The sequence below is a fragment of the Corallococcus exiguus genome (genome assembly GCF_009909105.1).
Classification (GTDB): Bacteria; Myxococcota; Myxococcia; order Myxococcales; family Myxococcaceae; genus Corallococcus; species Corallococcus exiguus.
In genome coordinates, this window is record NZ_JAAAPK010000018.1 from 40,218 (window position 1) to 56,005 (window position 15,788).

A 15,788-nucleotide genomic window follows, 5' to 3' on the forward strand; every position below is an offset into this window, starting at 1 on the left:
GAACCCCCCGCATGATCGTGATGCTCGAGCCGGATTCCCCGGAATCCGTCGTGAACGCCGTCCTCCAACTCGCTTCGCAGTACGAGGGCGTCACCCCGCGTGCCCACGTCGTCCAGGGCGCCGAGTCCACCATCACGGAGCTGTATCTGCTGGGCTCCACGTCGCAGGTGCCGCTGGAGCCGTTCCAGCAGCTGCCCGGCGTGCGCCAGGTGGTCCGCGTCTCGCAGAAGTACCGCATCATCGGCCGACACGGTGGCCAGCGCACGACGGCGGGCTTCGAGTACAACGGCGTCAGCTTCGGCGACAACTCGGTGAACCTGTTCGCCGGGCTGTGCGCGGTGGATTCGCTGGAGAGCGTGGACGCGATGATGGCGGCGCTCGCTCGCTGCGGCATCAACACCACGCGCATGGGCGCGTACAAGCCGCGCACCAACCCGTACGAGTTCCAGGGCCTGGGCGCGAAGTGCCTGCCCTGGGTGTTCGACTCCGCGGGCAAGCACGGCATCAAGGTCGTCGCGATGGAGGTGACGCACCCGCGCCACATCGACGAGATCAACGACGCGCTGAAGAAGTCGGGGGCGCCCACGGGCGTGATGCTCCAGGTGGGCACGCGCAACGCGCAGAACTTCGAGCTGCTCAAGCAGATTGGTCAGCAGCACGCCTTCCCGGTGCTCTTCAAGCGCGGCATGGGCATCACGCTGGAGGAGTCCCTCAACGCGTGCGAGTACGTGGCGAGCGAGGGCAACCCCAAGATCGTCTTCTGCCTGCGCGGCGTGAAGACGCACCTGGGCGACCCGCACCGCAACATGGTGGACTTCGCGCACGTGCCGGTGGTGCGCCGCCTCACGCGCATGCCGGTGTGCGTGGACCCCTCGCACGCGATTGGCCGCGCGGAGGCCCCGCCGGACGGGCTGCCGGACATCTTCCACGCCATTGGCCAGGGCCTCATCGCGGGCGCGTCCATGGTGCTGGTGGACTTCCACCCCACGCCGGAGAAGGCGCTGTGCGACGGGCCGCAGGCGCTGCGCCTGGAGCAGCTGGGCGCCCTCCAGCGCTACACGAACATCGTGCGCGCCGCGTACACGGAGGCCGTGAGCAACGGCGACGGGACGCAGGCCGCCGCTCCGGCCAAGGCCGTCAGTCGCTGAGCGCGTAGCTGCCCAGCACCCGGAGCGACGTGCACATGCTCCGGGCTTCGCCCAGGGCTGACTTCACCGGCGCGGAGTCCACCGCGCCGTCCACGTCCAGGCACCAGCGGTAGTCCCAGGCGCGGACGCCGCCGGGCCTCGACTCCAGCCGCGCGACGTTCACCCCGTGCGCGGCGAAGGCCGTGAGCACGCCCGCGAGCGCGCCAGGGCCGTCGTCGAGCGTGAGCACCAGCGACGTCTTCCACCGCGAGCCCAGGTTGGGCGGCACGGCCGGGCCCACCGCGAGGAAGCGGGTGGCGTTGTCCGGCGAGTCCGCGATGCCCTCCGCCAGCACGGTGAGGCCGTAGAGCTCCGCCGCGGTCCGGCTGGCGATGGCCGCCGTGCCCTCCAGCGACTCTTGTGCCACGCGGCGCGCCGCCACGGCGGTGTTCGCTTCGGGCATGGGGTGCAGGTGGTGCTTTCGCAGCCAGCCTCCGCACTGCGCCAGCGCCTGCGGATGGGACAGCGCGCGTGTGAGGCCCTCCAGCGTGCGGCCCGGCGGCGCGAGCAGGCAGTGACGCACGGGCAGGCGCAGCTCGCCGGAGAGGGCCGGGGTGAACTCCAGGAGCAGGTCCACCACCTCCGCCACAGGCCCGGCGAGCGCGCTCTCCATGGGCACCACGCCACCGTCCACCGTGCCTTCGGCGACGGCCTCGAAGACAGCGCGGAAGGTGGGGCAGGGGATGCGTGTCACGGAGGCGCCGAAGAGCGCGCCCGTGGCTTCGTCGCCGTACGCGCCGCGCTCACCCTGGAAGGCGATGCGGCGGGGGGCGGCGTCAGCCATCGATGGGCTCCGCGCGCGGGTACGTGCCCAGCACGCGCAGGGACGACGTGAGCGGGCGCAGGTCCTCCAGCGCGGCCGTTACCGAGGCGGACGCGGCGTGGCCCTCCACGTCCAGATAGAAGCGGTACTTCCACGGCGCACCGGGGATGGGGCGCGACTCCAGCTTGGAGAGGTTCACTCCGCGCTGCGTGAGCCGCTGCAGCACCTGGCCCAGCGTGCCCGGGCGATGCTCCAACACCACCAGCAGCGACGTCTTGCACGGCACGTCCGGCGCGAGCGGCGTGGGCTGGCGCGAGACCTCCACGAAGCGCGTGAAGTCCGAGCCGGGCTGCAGGTCGCTGGCGAGCACCTCGAGCCCGAAGCGGCCCGCCGCGGACTCGCTGGCGATGGCGGCCACGGTCCTGTCATTGCGATCCGCGACCATCTGCGCGGCGACGGCGGTGTCTGGCCCAAGCACGGTGCGGGCCCAGGGTACGTGCGTGCGCAGGAAGTCCTCGCACTGCGCCAGGGCCTGCGGATGGGACAGCACCTCGCGCAGGTCCTCCAGCTTCGCGCCCTTCACGCCCAGCAGCCGGTGGTCCACCTGGCTCACCACCTCGCCGGTGATGACGCCATCGCCCGCGGCGAGCACGTCGTACGTCTCATTCATGCTGCCGGCGGTGGTGTTCTCGATGGGCAGCAGCAGCACGTCCTGCTCACTCTGCTTGAGGGCCTCCACGGCCTGGCGGGCGGTGTCGAAGCCGGCGAGGAGCACGCCGCCCGGCCGGTGGCCGTAGCGCTGGCGGGCGGCCAGGTGGCTGTAGGAGCCCTCGACGCCCAGGTACCCCACGCGCAGGGGCGTGGTGTCCAGGCGGGTGACCAGGGCCTGCTGCCGGGCCACGGACATGTCCAGGATGACGCGGTAGAGGCGCTCCACTTCGTGCGGATCCAGGCCTCGCTCCGCCGCCCGGCCGCGCAGCTTGCGCAGGAGCAGGTCCTCGCGCTGCGGATCCCGGAAGGGCCAGGCCGTCACCAGCTTGGCGCGCGCCACGTCGTCGGCCAGGGCCATGCGCCGCTGGAGCGCATCGAGGACGTCCTCGTCGATGCGCTCGATTTGGGTCCGCAGGGTCTCCAGGGAAGGGATGTCCGCCATGCCCGGAACATAACAACTCGCGTCGAAGGCGCGGACTCCTCTGACGCGCTGTCACATTTCCAGGCGCCGGGCGAGGTCCGAAGGGACCGGGTAGACGGACTCCTTCGGCAGGTGGCGCGTGGCCTGATCCGCGCGGCCGTCGTCCAGGTGCTTGCGCAGCTTCTGGACCAGGGGCGTGAGGTCGGTGATGGACACGGTCCAGTCATCGACGAAGCGCTGGATGACGGCGCGGCTCAAGCCCACCTGGATGCTGTCGTGGGGCAGGCCCGCGCCGCGCAAGCTGCGCTCCGGGTCCCACTGGATGTGGACGGGTGCGGTGTCGAAGGCCTTGCGCCACGCGTCCGGTGAGCCGTGGGCCTTCGGCTCGAAGCCGGTGAGGACGCCGGAGGCCAGGGCCTCCTCCCAGCCGGAGCGCTTGATCCGCACCGCGAGCGTGCGCTCCTGGCCGCTCTTCCGGCCCCAGTTGGAGCGGTGCATGAGCCACAGGAAGCTGGGTTTGATCCACGTCATCCGGCCCACGGAGAAGGGCGGGCCGAACTTCTGCTGCTTCACGGCCACGTCCGCGATGGCGTCCGCGTAGGCCTGATACACGACGATGGTGGCTCGGTCGAAGTCGGCGCGGACTTCGCGGGCTGCGCTCATGGGCGGGCTCTGGGTTTGGCTTTCGGCTTCGGCTTCGGCTTCGGCTTGGGTTTGGCGGCGGCGGTCGTCGGGAGCTTTGTCTTGCCCATCTTGAGGACGAGCTCGAAGTGCTCCGCGGGGGTGGGCGTCACGCTGAGGCGGCTGCGGGTGATGAGCGGGAAGTCCTTGAGCGCGGGCGTGGCCTTGATGGTGGCCAGGGGCACCGGCGTGGTGAAGGCCACCACGGGGCCCACGTCCACGGAGGCCCAGTCCTCGCCGGGGGCGGTGGGGTCGGGGCCCGGCTTGGAGAGGACGCACGCCACGCCGACGACGGCCTTGTCCTCATTGGAGTGGTAGTAGAGGCACAGGTCCCCGGGCGTCATGGCCCGGATGTTGTTGCGCGCCTCGAAGCTGCGCACGCCCGTCCACTCCGTCCTGCCGTCCTCCTCCAGCTTCGCGTACGCGTAGACGGAGGGCTCGCTCTTGATCAACCAGTACCGCGGAGTCGCCATGGCGGCGCACCCTAGCTCAGGGGGGCGTTTCCTGCGCCAGCGCCGCGCCCTGTTGCTTGAAGAGCTCGAAGACCCGCTCCTCGTCCATCGCCGCGACTTCACGCCGTGTGGGATCCGCTTCCGTGTAGCCCACACGCCGGGCCGCGTCGTCGAGTCCCGGGAAGCGTTTCCGCGCCTCGGCCCAGAGGGTCCGGTCGTCTTGAGCCATGGATCAGGGAAGGGGAATCAGGATGCTGGCGCTCGACCCCGGGGAAAGTGAATCCGGCAGTTCGTTGAAGGAGAGGACCGCTCCCCGAGGAAGCCAAATGGGGCTCTCCGTCTGGGTGAATACGTCCACCACGGGCAGGGTCCGGATGTAGACGCCGTCCAGCGGTGTCCGAGTGGAGCGTGCGGGCTGGCCGTAGGTCAGGGCCGACATGTCGATCTGCACGGGGCAAAGGTCCGGATGGACGGACAGCACGAGGGCCTCGCCCTCGCGGATATCGACCTCGAAGTCGCGGGAGCTGTCGACGCTCAAGTCCTTCAGGAAGACGGCATGTCGACCGCTGGGGACCGGAAACGCGAGGTGATGGTCGGCGTGGAGCACCGGCGCCACGGGCTGGTCATCCACGCGCAGGACGATGTCGCGGTCAGGTTGTGGGCCCGTGGCCACGACGTGGAGGAGCCCACCCTCGGGAGCGGGAGGGCCATCGCTGTCGCTGAGCGCGAACAGCCCCCACAGCACCAGCGCCGCCGCGAGAAGCCCCAGCGCCACCTTCGCGTAGCCCGGCGAGCCAGAAGGGTCGTCTGGCTCCGGTCGTGCGTGGCCAGTCGTGTGCGCGGTGAGGAGGGAGAATACCCACCACACCACGAGGACCACGACAAAGATGGCCAGGGCCTCCAAGGCGTTGCCGTCGATGATGGGCCGGATGAGCCTGATCATGTTTCCCCCCTTGAAGTGGCCTTCCCGCCACCTCAGAGGGGTTCAGGGCACGTCTGGTTTTGGAGCGTCAAGCCACGGGGCTCACACCCCACAGACCCACGGTTCCATCCCCCTGGGCCAAGGCAATGAATCGGCCATCGGGTGAGAAGACCGCATCTCCGGTAGGGAGTTCACTGTCGTCCGAGTGGTGGAACAGCACCTCCCCGGTATCGAGGTGGTGGACAACCAGGCCACAGGAATCAGTGGAGGAGACCATCAGTTCCCCGTCGGGGCTGAGGTCGAGGTTGCTCACGTAATAGTTGTAGTCGTTGAACGTCTTCAGGACGCGACGTTCATTCACATCCATCACCACGACCTCGTGGGCGCCTCGCGCAACCAGCAGAGGCTGCGTGGGATGGAATGCAACGCCCGCCGCGATCCGAAACCCAAGGGGATGAACCCAGGGGCGGGAGCTCGCCTTCAGGTTCCAGAGGTAGAGATACGCCAGGTCGTGGTCGTAATCCGTCACCACCACCGCCGCGAATTGAGAGTCACGGGAGAATGTGCACGCCTTGACCGAGACGTGCCACTCAGCGCCGTGCAGGTCACGAATCCGTTTCCAGCCCGCCACGTCCCAGAGGAGGGCCTCGCCACGTTCCAGGATGGCCAGCAACATGCCGTCCCGGGACATGGCCAGGCCTATGGCGGGCGCGGAGAGGGTTTCCTCACGCCAGAGCGAACCGTCCGTCGCGGACAAGGCCATGAGCCGAGGCCGCCAGGTGACCGCGGCCTCCTCGACCGGCGGCCCCGCCGTCACGATGTGAGTCGAGCCGTGGAAGAGGGCCTCGGTGGGCTCCATCTTCAGCTCCACCGAGCCGCTGGCGACGTCCGTTGCCGTGTCCAGGTTCCACCACCGCAGGCGGGAGTCGGCTTTCGCGAGCAGCCAGGTGCCTGACGGGTCAAAGCAAAGCCTTTCCCAGCGGACGATGCCGAGCTGGGAACCCAGCTGCCGCACACGCTTCAGGCCGGGCGTATTCGCAGGAGTGATGACCGCACGGGTCAGGTCTGTCTGGCTCATGTCGTGTAGGCCGGAATGGAAACGCGCGTACGAAGGAAGACTCCACCCGTGAGGTCCCTGGCGGATGCGGCCATGGGCAGGGCGTGGACGATCGAGGAGACGCGGCCTGACGACCGCAAGGACCTCTTCGAGGCGTACCTCACGGCGGCGCGGCTCGGGAAGATGGAGGCCATGACGAACGTGGGGCTTCATTTCCTCTACGGAGATGGCGTCCGGCGTGATCCAAAGCGCTCCCGGATGTGGACGGAAAAGGCAGCCGGACTGGGGGACGACGTGGCGGCCTTCAATCTGGGCCTCGCCTATGACTATGGACGGGGGATCCGAAAGGACAAGACCCTGGCTGAAGCCTGGTATCGCCAGGCCGCCGCGATGGGATTCGCTGTCGCCGAGGGAAACCTGGCGTATCTCCTGTTCGCAAGCACCGAGGCCCAGCAGCAGCAGGAAGCGGTCCGGATCTACCGGAAGCATGCACGGCAGGGACACGCGATTCCGGCCTACAACGTCGGTCTTGCGTATGAACTGGGAAAGGGCGTCCGCAAGAGCCTGAAGCGAGCCAATGCGTATTACGAAATGTCCGCGAAGGGCGGTTACGCGGAAGCGCAGTTGGCCCTGGGCTACAACTATTCCAATGGCGTGGGCCTTCCAACGGATGCCTTGCGCGCCTTTGCCTGGTTCCGGCTGGCGGCGGGGCAGGGGCATCCCAGCGCGTCGTTCAACCTGGGGCTGATGTTCGCGAACGGGGAGGGCGTGCCCAAATCCAAGGCGCGTGCCATGCGTCACTTTCGTGATGCCGCGAGCCAGGGGCATGTGAAGTCCGCTCGATGGTTGCGGAAGCTCCAGAAAGCCTGATCACCCCACGTTGGTCTTGCTGAATACCCGCAGCGCCTCCGCGACACTCCAGGCCTGGGCGAAACAGCCTCGCGGACGGTAGGGCTCCGTCGCATCGAAGATCTCCGAGATTTGTCCAATCCCCGCGTGAGACAGGTGGTCCTCCATTCCAGACAGCAGGGCCCTCGCGGCCTTGATGTCCGGGGACACCTTCAACGTCGCGTCCACATAATGGCCAATCAGCCAGCCCCACACCGTGCCCTGGTGGTAGGCCGCGTCGCGGGCCCGCAGGTCTCCGTCGTACTTCGGTTTGTAGTCCCTGCTCCCCGGCGCCAGACTGCGCAGGCCCACCGGTGTCACCAGTTCGCGGCGCACCACCTCCAGCACCTGCGCCCACTTGTCTCGCTTGAGCACCGGATGCTTGAGCGAGATGGCGAAGACCTGGTTCGGCCTCACGCTCACGTCCTCGCGGCCATCCTCTCCGTCCACCACGTCGTAGAGGCACCCGCCCGCTTCATTCCAGAAGCGCTGGTTGAAGCTGCCCTGTGCCTTCTCCGCCGCGGCCCGGTATGGCCCTGATTCCAGCCCCAGCCGCTCCGCCCAGCCCGCCATCAGGCGCAGGGCGTTGAACCACAGCGCGTTGATCTCCACAGCTTTGCCCCGGCGCGGCGTCACCACCCAGCCCTCCACCTTCGCGTCCATCCAGGTGAGCTGGTAGCCCTCCTGTCCCTGTCGCAGGAGCCCGTCCGCGGGGTCCACGCCGATGTGGAAGCGCGTGCCCTTCTGGTGGTGCGCCACGATGTCCCGCAGCGTCGGGAACAGGTCCTTCAACAGCGCTTCGTCTCCCGTCTCCTCCAGGTAACGGTCCACCGCGTGGAAGAACCAGAGCGTCGCGTCCGCCGTGTGGTAGACGCCCTCGTTTTCTCCATCCGGGAAGTAGTTCGGAATCAGGCCGTCCCGCACGTAGTGCTCGAACGTGCGCAGGATGGCCGCCGCCTCGCGGTAGCGCCCCGTCGCCAACGTCAACCCGTCCAGGCTGATCATCGTGTCCCGGCCCCAGTCCGTGAACCACGGGTAGCCCGCGATGACGCTCCTCGCGTCCAATCCCATCGACCGTGCCCACGCTGCGTCCGCGGGCCTTGGCGGGTCGATGATGAACTGGTCCGCCGCCAACACCAGCCGCGCCGGCACCCCCGTGCGCCCATGCTCCGGGGCGCGCTCCAACAGGCGCTCCTGCCTCCCCAGCTCCCGTTCGAACACCTCCTTGGGATTCCGCTCCAGCAGGTGCCCCGGCGCCTGCGTCGTGAGCCCGAAGTAGAGCGCGCTCCCGGGCTTCAGCGTCGCCGTGAAGTAGCCCGGCGAGTGCTGCACCTCCGTGAAGTCATAGCCGCGCGCCTTCTCCGTCCGCAGGTGCTGCGGCTGGGACGTCTCCGCCAGGCTCACGTACGGCGTGGGCCCGTCCGCATACAGCCGCATCCGCTGAGTCGGACCGTCCTCTCCGTTGCGCAGCTCCACCAGCGGGCCTCGCAGCGTGACGATGGGCTCCCCCACGGCCTTCAACAGTGGCCCGTCATGCGGGCGCATGACCGGGAACGGCCGCAGGTGCAGCGTCACCTCCGGACCGGACAGGTGCTCCCACGCGAGGAACACCGTGTCCTCGCCGTGCACCATCACGCAGCGACGCCTCAGTCGCGCACGCCCCACCGCGTACTCCCAGACGGGAATCAGTCCCTCCAGGTGGAAGTGCCGCAGGTGCCTCGCGCCGTCCTCCACCGTGGTGCCGTCCTCGTGCTCCTCGGACGTGAGCCGGTAGCGCTCCCCGTCCACCAGCGCCGTCTCCTCCATCCGCGCCATCAGCACCGTGCGGCCCAGCTTCTCCAACGTGGGGATGAACAGGCCGTGGTAGCGGCGCGTGTTGCAGCCCACCACCGTGCCGGAGGCGTAGCCCCCTCGGCCGTTGGTCAGGAGCCACTCGTGGTTCACGCCGTTGCTGAAGTCGGCGCCTTCCGGGAAGTCGAACGACAGGCGGGGCAGGGCAGGGGCTGATTCGTTCACGCCTTCGTCTCCTCCTCGCCCGTCCCCCTGGGCGGAGACGCGCGGGAAAGGGTAGGAAGCAGGAATCCGTCGGACATCGTTCTCGTGGAGAGGTTGCTCATGCATCCCCGCGCCACACAGCGCATCCCCCGGTCCCCGGACTCGAGGGGAGGTCAGGCGGGCAGCCAGGCCCTCGACGCTGCCTCGAGCGCGCTGGAATCCGTTCACGCGAAGCCCTTGCGACCGTCCCAAGGGGACCGCACCTCACCCAGAGCCTTCGGGCGCGCCCCGATTTCCCGAGGAGACACGCCGTGGGCATCGTGAAGTCATCGGGCATCAGCGGCCGGCAGCACAACCTCGCCGAACAGGTCTTCTCCCGTGCCGCGGGCGCACCGCTCGTGCCGGGCAACGACGTGCACCTGCTGCGCGACGCTCGCGAAAACTACCCCGCGTGGCTGCGCGCCATCCAGCAGGCCCAGCGCTCCGTCCTCTTCGAGAACTACATCATTGAAGACGACGACGTGGGCCGCGCCTTCGCGGACGTGCTGGCCGCCCGTGCTCGCGACGGCGTGCAGGTCCGCGTCCTCTATGACTGGCTGGGCTGCCAGGGCACTGCGTCCCGCCACTACTGGCGCACCCTGCGCGACGCGGGCGTGGAGGTGCGCTGCTTCAATCCCTTCCAGTTCGACCGGCCCCTGGCGTGGCTGGGCCGCAACCACCGCAAGACGCTCACCGTGGACGGCGAGGTCGGTTTCGTCTCCGGCTTGTGCGTGAGCCACAAGTGGGTGGGCGACGAGCAGAAGGGCGTGGCCCCCTGGCGCGACACCGGCCTGGAGATTCGCGGCCCCGCAGTGGCGGACCTGGTGCGCGCCTTCGCCCAGGGGTGGAGCACCGTGGGCCCTCCTCTAGATGAAGAGGGCTGCCTGTCCGCTCGCGCCTCCCTGACCATGGGCGACGTGTCCCTTCGCGTGGTGGCCGGCGTGCCCTGGAGCGCGGGCCTCTTCCGCGTGGACCAGCTCATCGCTTCGCTCGCGCGCAAGCGGCTGTGGCTCACCGACGCTTACTTCGTGGGCACCGCCACCTATGTGCAGGCGCTGCGGGCCGCGTCGCGCGACGGCGTGGACGTGCGGCTGCTCGTGCCCGGCAGCAGCGACATCCCCGCGCTTCGCCCGCTCACCCAGGCCGGCTACCGCCCCCTGCTGGAGGCCGGCATCCGCGTCTATGAATGGAATGGCACCATGCTCCACGCCAAGACGGCGGTGGCGGATGGCACCTGGGCGCGCGTCGGTTCGTCCAACCTCAACCCCGCCAGCTGGCTGGGTAACTCCGAAATCGACGTCGCCGTGGAGGACGCGCCCTTCGCCCGGTGCATGGAGGACATGTACCTCCAGGACCTGGAGCACGCGACGGAGGTGGTGCTCAGTGGAAGGGCGCGTCGCATGAGCGCCGCGCCTCCGCTGCCGCGTGCACAGCGTGGGACTCGCGGCCGGCGGGGCAGCATGAGCCGCGCGGCCGCGGGCGCGGTGCGCCTGGGCAACACCGTGGGCGCCGCCGTCACCAACCACCGCGAGCTGGGCCGCACCGAATCCAAGGTCGTCTTTGGCGCGGGCGTGGTGCCGCTGGCCCTGGCCGGCGTGGCGCTCTACTGGCCCCACGTCGTGGCCGTGCCGGTGGCGCTCGTAGGCGCGTGGGCCGGTATCGCCTTGTGGAGCCGGGCCGTGCGCCTGCGCCGCCAGGAGTCGCAGGGCACCGCACAGCAGCCGCTGCCGGAGCAGGAGGTTCCGCCGCGAGCCTCCGTCCAGGAGCCGCGCGAGCTGCCGGACGCGCAGGCCTCCCACGCTCCGGAAGCCGAGCCTCGTCAGCCTTGAAGTGAAGGGGAGGGCAGGGCCCGGATACGACACGGGCCCACGGGCCGGCAGCGGGGGAAGCCTGGCTCCCCACTTCGCTGATCCGGCCCGAAGGCCCTGTGCTTCCTACAGCGTTTCAGTCAGCGCTGACTTGTGGCGCTACGCCTGCTTCGCGACGCCCGCGGGCTCCGCCGCCCTGCCGCTCAAGAGCGAGCTGCCGCCGTACAGGGCCAGGCCGACCATGCCCAGCACGCCCGCTTCGACGCCGTTGCCCAGCGAGGCCCCCATCAGACCCACGATGCTGGTTCCGAGCATGAACACCACCCCCACCGCCCCTGCCACCTTGCCCATCCGCTGTCCCCCTCTGGACTGAATTGGACCCCTGAACCACTACCGCTGTCCGACGCCCAATCCCTTATCAAGTCCCGTGCCAGGGCCCTGGCTCGGGGGTCCCAGGGGGAGCCCGAAAGGGCGTGGAAGGTACGGGGCTCACGTTGGGCAATCCTCTTCCACCCTGTGGAAGCGATCGGCAGAAAGCACAGGGGCGAACACCGGGGTAGGACCGGAATTTTTCCCGGATGCGCCCATGTGCGCCTGATGTGGCACGCCGTAACCCACTGCATTCCAAGGGTTTTCCCTCCCCCCAGCCGCTGGCACACGCGCTGCTAAGAGCCTCCGCCAGAAGCGAACCACCCGGCCCTTCAGGGCGTGTGAACGGTGGATCGCACGGAACATCAGTGAACGAAGGAGAGCGGAAGATGGGAATGCGGCGCACGGGGTTCTGGACGGTGATGGGGATGCTCCTCCTGTCGGGTTGTGCTCACCAGCAGACGCTGAAGGTCGACAACGCGGAGCAGCCCTACCGCATCGGCCGCGAGGACGTGCTCGACGTGAGCGTGTGGCGCGATCAGGAGCTGTCGCGCACGGTGCCGGTGCGCCCCGACGGTTTCATCTCCATTCCGATGGTGGGGGAGATCCAGGCCGCGGGCAAGACGCCCACGGAGCTGGCGGAGGCGCTCAGTTCGGGCCTGCAGCCGTACGTGCAGGAGCCGCGCGTGACGGTCATCGTCCGCGAGGTCAACAGCAGCCGCGTCTTCGTCACGGGCGAAGTGGCCCACCCGGGCGCCTACCCGCTGCGCGGCCGCGTGTCGCTGCTGCAGGCCATCGCGCTGGCCGGCGGCTTCACGGACTTCGCCAACTCGGACGGCATCGTCGTCATCCGCACGGACGGCAAGGGCGGGCAGATTCCGGTGCGCTACAGCGACCTGGTCTCCCCCGACGGCGAGAGCGTCATCCTGCGGCCGGGTGACACCGTCGTCGTCCCGTGATGCGGGACGGGCTCGAAACCATCAAAGACAGGCATCGGGAAGCAGCGAACATGGGCGTGGGCGTGGGTCAGGACGGGAGGGCGGCGGTGAGGGGCAACTGGAAGCGGGCAGTGATTGCAGGCTGTCTCATCGCCGCGCCGGCCGCGCAGGCGGCCACCATCCTGGAGCCTCGGCTCCGCCTCACGGCGGAGGAGCGCTTCGACAACGACATCCGTCTGGGCGGGACTGGCACCAACGGGCAGTTCATGACGAAGCTGTCTCCGCGGCTGGGCCTGGACGTGAAGAACGAGCAGCTGACGCTCGAGTCCTTCTACGCCACGGACCTCCTGGCCCGGCACGGCTCCGGGACGACGACGGTGGACCACCGCGCGGGCGTGGGCTTCCGGGACGTGCTGTCCCGGCGGCTGCGGCTGGACGCCAGCGCGCGGGTGTTCCGCGTCACCGACCCCACGTCGCTGCCGCGTGACGGCCTGGCGCGCTCCACGGCGCCCACCTTCTATGCACAGACGAAGGTGGGGCTCACGGGGCGCGTGTCGGAGCGGCTGGACGTGCGCGGCAACTACATGTTCGAGGCGACGCGCATCATCGAGCCGGGACGGGTGGCGGGCTACGCGCACACCCCGTCCGTGGAGCTGTGGTACCGCACCACGCGCCGGCTGTCCTTGGGCGCCGAGTACCGTTACCAGGGCTTCCTGTACGACCAGGACTACAGCCAGGCGCACGGCGCTTCCGCGGCCCTGCGCTACCGGCTGACGCGGCCCACCACGCTCACCCTCCGGGGCGGGCCGGTGCGCTACCTGCCTTCGGACGCGACGCGCGGCGGGTGGATGCCCCGCGTGGCGGTGGAGCTGGTGCGCGAGGGCGAGCGCAGTGACTTCGGTTTCGCCGTGGGCCACGACCTGGTGGGCGCGAGCGGTTTTTCCGGCGCGGTGTGGGCGGATTACGCGTCGGTGATGGGGGCGCATCGTTTCACGCAGAAGCTGTCGGCCTTCGGGGCGGCCAGCTTCTTCCGGAACGGCACGGCGCCCGGTGAGAACTACACGCAGTGGCGAAACACCACGAACGTGTCGCAGGGCTATGCGGTGGGTGGAGGCGTCGAGTACCGGCTGAGCCGGAAGCTGGCGCTGCAGGGCGCGTTCGACCGCATCGCGCAGGTGGGTGCGGCGGATGTCGCTGGGGCGGGGGACCTGACACGCAACGTGTTCGCCCTCCGTCTGGTCATGACAGCTTGGTAGGCAACCTTTGAGAGCTACGAGGATGGAGGAGCGGATCATGGAGCGTGGGATGACGGCGGACCAGTTGCTTTCGGCGCTGTGGCGCCGCAAGGCCCTGGTGGGGGCGATCGCTGCAGCAATCTTCGTGTTGGGTGCGGCCATCGTGATGACCCGGCCGAGCATTTATGAAGCGTCCGTGGTGGTGCGTGTGGAGCCGCAGCGCCCTGGCGAGGAGATGGTCCAGCGCACGGTGAGCGAGCTCATCGAGCAGCGGCTCGTCACCGTCCGCCAGGAGCTGCTGGCGCGGCCGGTGCTGCAGAAGGCCATCGAGGAGATGAACCTCTACCCGGAGCTCGTGTCCGATAAGGGCATCGAGGCGGCGGTGGAGCAGATGCGCAAGGACCTCACCGTGCGCGTCGAGGGTGAGACGGCCTTCGAGCTCACCTACGCGGGCCGCGACCCGCAGGTGGTGGCGCAGGTGGCCAACCGCCTGCCGGCCATCTTCTCCGAGGAGACGCTGAAGATCCGCCAGACGCAGGCGGCCCGCGCCACCGACCTCTTCACCGAGGAGATGGTCGCCATGGGCAAGGCCGTGTCCTCCTGGGAGACGAAGATCTCCAAGTTCAAGGTGGACCACCTGGGCGAGCTGCCCGAGCAGATGGAGATGAACATGCGCGGCCTGGAGCGCATTGGCGCCCAGCTGCAGATGAAGTCCGAGGAGCTGCGCACCGCCGAAGCGCGCCGCTCCGACCTGGCCCGTGCTCGCAACGCCGCGGACAGCGAGGCCGGCCGCCTGGAGGCCACGGAGAGCGGCCTGTCCCGCACCCTCACGCAGGCCAAGACGCAGTGGACGCCGGATCACCCGGAAGTGAAGCGGATGGAGCGTGAGCTGGGTGACATCAGCGCCCAGCGCAAGGACGCCGAAGGCCGCATGTTCGCCGAGCGCAACGAGCGCACCCGCGTGTCCACGCTCATCAGCAACGTGCAGAAGGACATCGTGGACCTCCAGAAGCAGGCCGAGGCGTACCAGGCGCGGCTGAACAACACCCCGCGCTGGGCCCAGGAGCTGGCGGTCATGAACCGGGACTACGAAATCGCCCGCACCAAGTACCAGAGCGTGGTGAGCCGCAAGGTGGAGGCGGAGATCGCCCAGGAGCTGGAGGCCAAGAGCGCCAAGAGCCTGTTCAATGTCATCTCGCCCGCCGGTGTGCCTTCCTCGCCTGCTCGCCCTGACCGCATGACGGGCCTGCTCATCGCCGCCCTGGTGGCCCTGTCGCTGGGTGTCCTGACTGGCACCGTCCTGGAGATGCGCGACGACAGCCTGCGCGATGGCACCGAGGTCCGCGAGCGCATCACGCTCCCTGTCCTGGCGGTGGTCCCGAACATGCAAGGCAAGACGGAGAAGCGGATTCTGATGCCGATGGCTGGGAGCAAGAACAGCGTCTCCTCGCCTACTTCCCTGAACTAATTGCCGACCCCATACGGAAAGGATTGGAGAACTCAGATGGATTCGACGATGGAGCGGGCCGGTAACTTCCTCCCCCGCGTGGATGAGAGCGCGGCTTCCTCGAACGCAGTGGACCGCCGGGTGGTGACGCTCACGGCCCCTGCTTCCGCGGCCGCCGAGCAGTACCGCACCCTGTATTACCGCCTGGAGCGGATGCGCGAGCAGCGTCCGATGAAGGTGGTGGCGCTCACCTCCGCGATGCCCGGCGAGGGCAAGACGGTGACGAGCGTGAACCTGGCCCTGGCCGCCGCCCGGGCGAACCCGGAGCGCCGCATCCTGCTGGTGGACGCGGACCTGCGCCGGGGGCAGGTGGCCCCCACGCTGGGCATGCGCAACAAGGTGGGCCTGGCGGAGCTGCTGGCCGGTGAGTGCGACGTGCGCGACGTGGTGCGCCGTTTCAACTCCACGCGGCTGGCGGTCATCCCCGCCGGCTCCACGCCGGAGGAGAGCACCCAGGTGCTGGCCAGCGCCCGCATGAAGCAGTTCCTCAAGGCGGTGCGTGAGGGCTTCGACGAGGTGTACGTGGACCTGCCGCCCACGCTGCCGTTCGCGGACGCGGCCATCCTGGGCCACCAGATGGACGGCGTGCTGATGGTCATCCGCGCCAACGTCACCCCCTCCAAGGTGGTGAACCAGGCGGTGGAGCAGCTGGCGGGCGCGGCGCTGGTGGGCTGCGTGCTCAACGGGGCGGAAGTGAACGCGACCCCGTACCTGAAGAACTACGTGAAGAAGTAGCAGTCGGTTGTCGAGTTGAAGTGATTCGTGGCCCGACCCGCTCCTCGCACCGATGAGGTGCGATGGGCGGAGGGCCTGGA

Annotated in this window: 16 protein-coding genes; 7 read left to right on the forward strand and 9 right to left on the reverse strand. The window is 69.0% G+C overall.

What is annotated here, in order from left to right:
• The first annotated feature begins 11 nt into the window (after nucleotides 1–11).
• Nucleotides 12–1,148 (forward strand): 3-deoxy-7-phosphoheptulonate synthase, encoded by a 1,137-nt coding sequence (locus GTZ93_RS40545; RefSeq protein ID WP_120578547.1) that lies wholly within the window; start codon nucleotides 12–14, stop codon nucleotides 1,146–1,148.
• Here the strand turns inward: GTZ93_RS40545 and GTZ93_RS40550 are convergent.
• The 7 genes from GTZ93_RS40550 to GTZ93_RS40580 all read right to left on the reverse strand — a co-directional run bounded on the left by GTZ93_RS40550 (nucleotide 1,138) and on the right by GTZ93_RS40580 (nucleotide 6,215).
• Complete coding sequence (locus GTZ93_RS40550; protein ID WP_139922238.1) at nucleotides 1,138–1,971, reverse strand: prephenate dehydratase; 834 nt, start codon at nucleotides 1,969–1,971, stop codon at nucleotides 1,138–1,140. The two genes, GTZ93_RS40545 and GTZ93_RS40550, sit on opposite strands and share 11 nt — an antisense overlap.
• A complete protein-coding gene (locus tag GTZ93_RS40555) occupies nucleotides 1,964–3,103 on the reverse strand; it encodes a bifunctional chorismate mutase/prephenate dehydratase (protein ID WP_121761202.1) in 1,140 nt (379 codons plus the stop codon). Before GTZ93_RS40555 ends, GTZ93_RS40550 begins: the two co-directional genes overlap by 8 nt.
• A 51-nt stretch (nucleotides 3,104–3,154) precedes the next feature.
• Nucleotides 3,155–3,745, reverse strand: a complete 591-nt coding sequence (locus tag GTZ93_RS40560; protein ID WP_139922240.1) for a DUF4291 domain-containing protein — start codon at nucleotides 3,743–3,745, stop codon at nucleotides 3,155–3,157.
• Nucleotides 3,742–4,236, reverse strand: coding sequence for an EVE domain-containing protein (locus GTZ93_RS40565; RefSeq protein WP_161663341.1), 495 nt, complete (start codon nucleotides 4,234–4,236; stop codon nucleotides 3,742–3,744). The genes GTZ93_RS40560 and GTZ93_RS40565 overlap by 4 nt, the downstream gene beginning before the upstream one ends.
• A gap of 16 nt (nucleotides 4,237–4,252) precedes the next feature.
• The gene (locus tag GTZ93_RS40570; RefSeq protein ID WP_139919511.1) at nucleotides 4,253–4,444 is read right to left on the reverse strand and encodes a hypothetical protein; all 192 of its coding nucleotides are present in this window, start codon (nucleotides 4,442–4,444) and stop codon (nucleotides 4,253–4,255) included.
• 3 nt (nucleotides 4,445–4,447) lie between these two features.
• Entirely contained in the window at nucleotides 4,448–5,158 is a 711-nt protein-coding gene (locus GTZ93_RS40575; protein WP_139919512.1) for a hypothetical protein, read from the reverse strand.
• Nucleotides 5,159–5,225: 67 nt separating this feature from the next.
• Nucleotides 5,226–6,215 (reverse strand): WD40 repeat domain-containing protein, encoded by a 990-nt coding sequence (locus GTZ93_RS40580; RefSeq protein WP_139919513.1) that lies wholly within the window; start codon nucleotides 6,213–6,215, stop codon nucleotides 5,226–5,228.
• A 48-nt stretch (nucleotides 6,216–6,263) separates the two neighbouring features.
• Between GTZ93_RS40580 and GTZ93_RS40585 the strand changes: the two genes are divergently transcribed.
• Nucleotides 6,264–7,064, forward strand: coding sequence for a tetratricopeptide repeat protein (locus GTZ93_RS40585; protein WP_257979276.1), 801 nt, complete (start codon nucleotides 6,264–6,266; stop codon nucleotides 7,062–7,064).
• Here the strand turns inward: GTZ93_RS40585 and GTZ93_RS40590 are convergent, their stop codons facing one another.
• Nucleotides 7,065–9,098, reverse strand: coding sequence for an amylo-alpha-1,6-glucosidase (locus tag GTZ93_RS40590; RefSeq protein WP_139919514.1), 2,034 nt, complete (start codon nucleotides 9,096–9,098; stop codon nucleotides 7,065–7,067).
• A 290-nt stretch (nucleotides 9,099–9,388) separates the two neighbouring features.
• Here GTZ93_RS40590 and GTZ93_RS40595 point away from each other — a divergent pair, with 290 nt between their 5' ends.
• Entirely contained in the window at nucleotides 9,389–10,945 is a 1,557-nt protein-coding gene (locus GTZ93_RS40595) for a phospholipase D-like domain-containing protein (RefSeq protein WP_139919515.1), read from the forward strand.
• A gap of 138 nt (nucleotides 10,946–11,083) precedes the next feature.
• Here the strand turns inward: GTZ93_RS40595 and GTZ93_RS40600 are convergent, their stop codons facing one another.
• Entirely contained in the window at nucleotides 11,084–11,275 is a 192-nt protein-coding gene (locus GTZ93_RS40600; protein ID WP_120578558.1) for a hypothetical protein, read from the reverse strand.
• 407 nt (nucleotides 11,276–11,682) lie between these two features.
• Between GTZ93_RS40600 and GTZ93_RS40605 the strand changes: the two genes are divergently transcribed.
• The 4 genes from GTZ93_RS40605 to GTZ93_RS40620 are packed head-to-tail and all read left to right on the forward strand — an operon-like array spanning nucleotide 11,683 to nucleotide 15,708.
• Entirely contained in the window at nucleotides 11,683–12,252 is a 570-nt protein-coding gene (locus GTZ93_RS40605) for a polysaccharide biosynthesis/export family protein (RefSeq protein ID WP_120578285.1), read from the forward strand.
• Nucleotides 12,253–12,302: 50 nt separating this feature from the next.
• Nucleotides 12,303–13,487: a hypothetical protein gene (locus GTZ93_RS40610; RefSeq protein WP_139919516.1), complete on the forward strand. Its 1,185-nt coding sequence runs from the start codon at nucleotides 12,303–12,305 to the stop codon at nucleotides 13,485–13,487.
• 37 nt (nucleotides 13,488–13,524) lie between these two features.
• Nucleotides 13,525–14,934: a GumC family protein gene (locus GTZ93_RS40615; protein WP_121752229.1), complete on the forward strand. Its 1,410-nt coding sequence runs from the start codon at nucleotides 13,525–13,527 to the stop codon at nucleotides 14,932–14,934.
• Nucleotides 14,935–14,970: 36 nt separating this feature from the next.
• The gene (locus GTZ93_RS40620; protein ID WP_120564433.1) at nucleotides 14,971–15,708 is read left to right on the forward strand and encodes a CpsD/CapB family tyrosine-protein kinase; all 738 of its coding nucleotides are present in this window, start codon (nucleotides 14,971–14,973) and stop codon (nucleotides 15,706–15,708) included.
• Nucleotides 15,709–15,788: the final 80 nt, after the last annotated feature.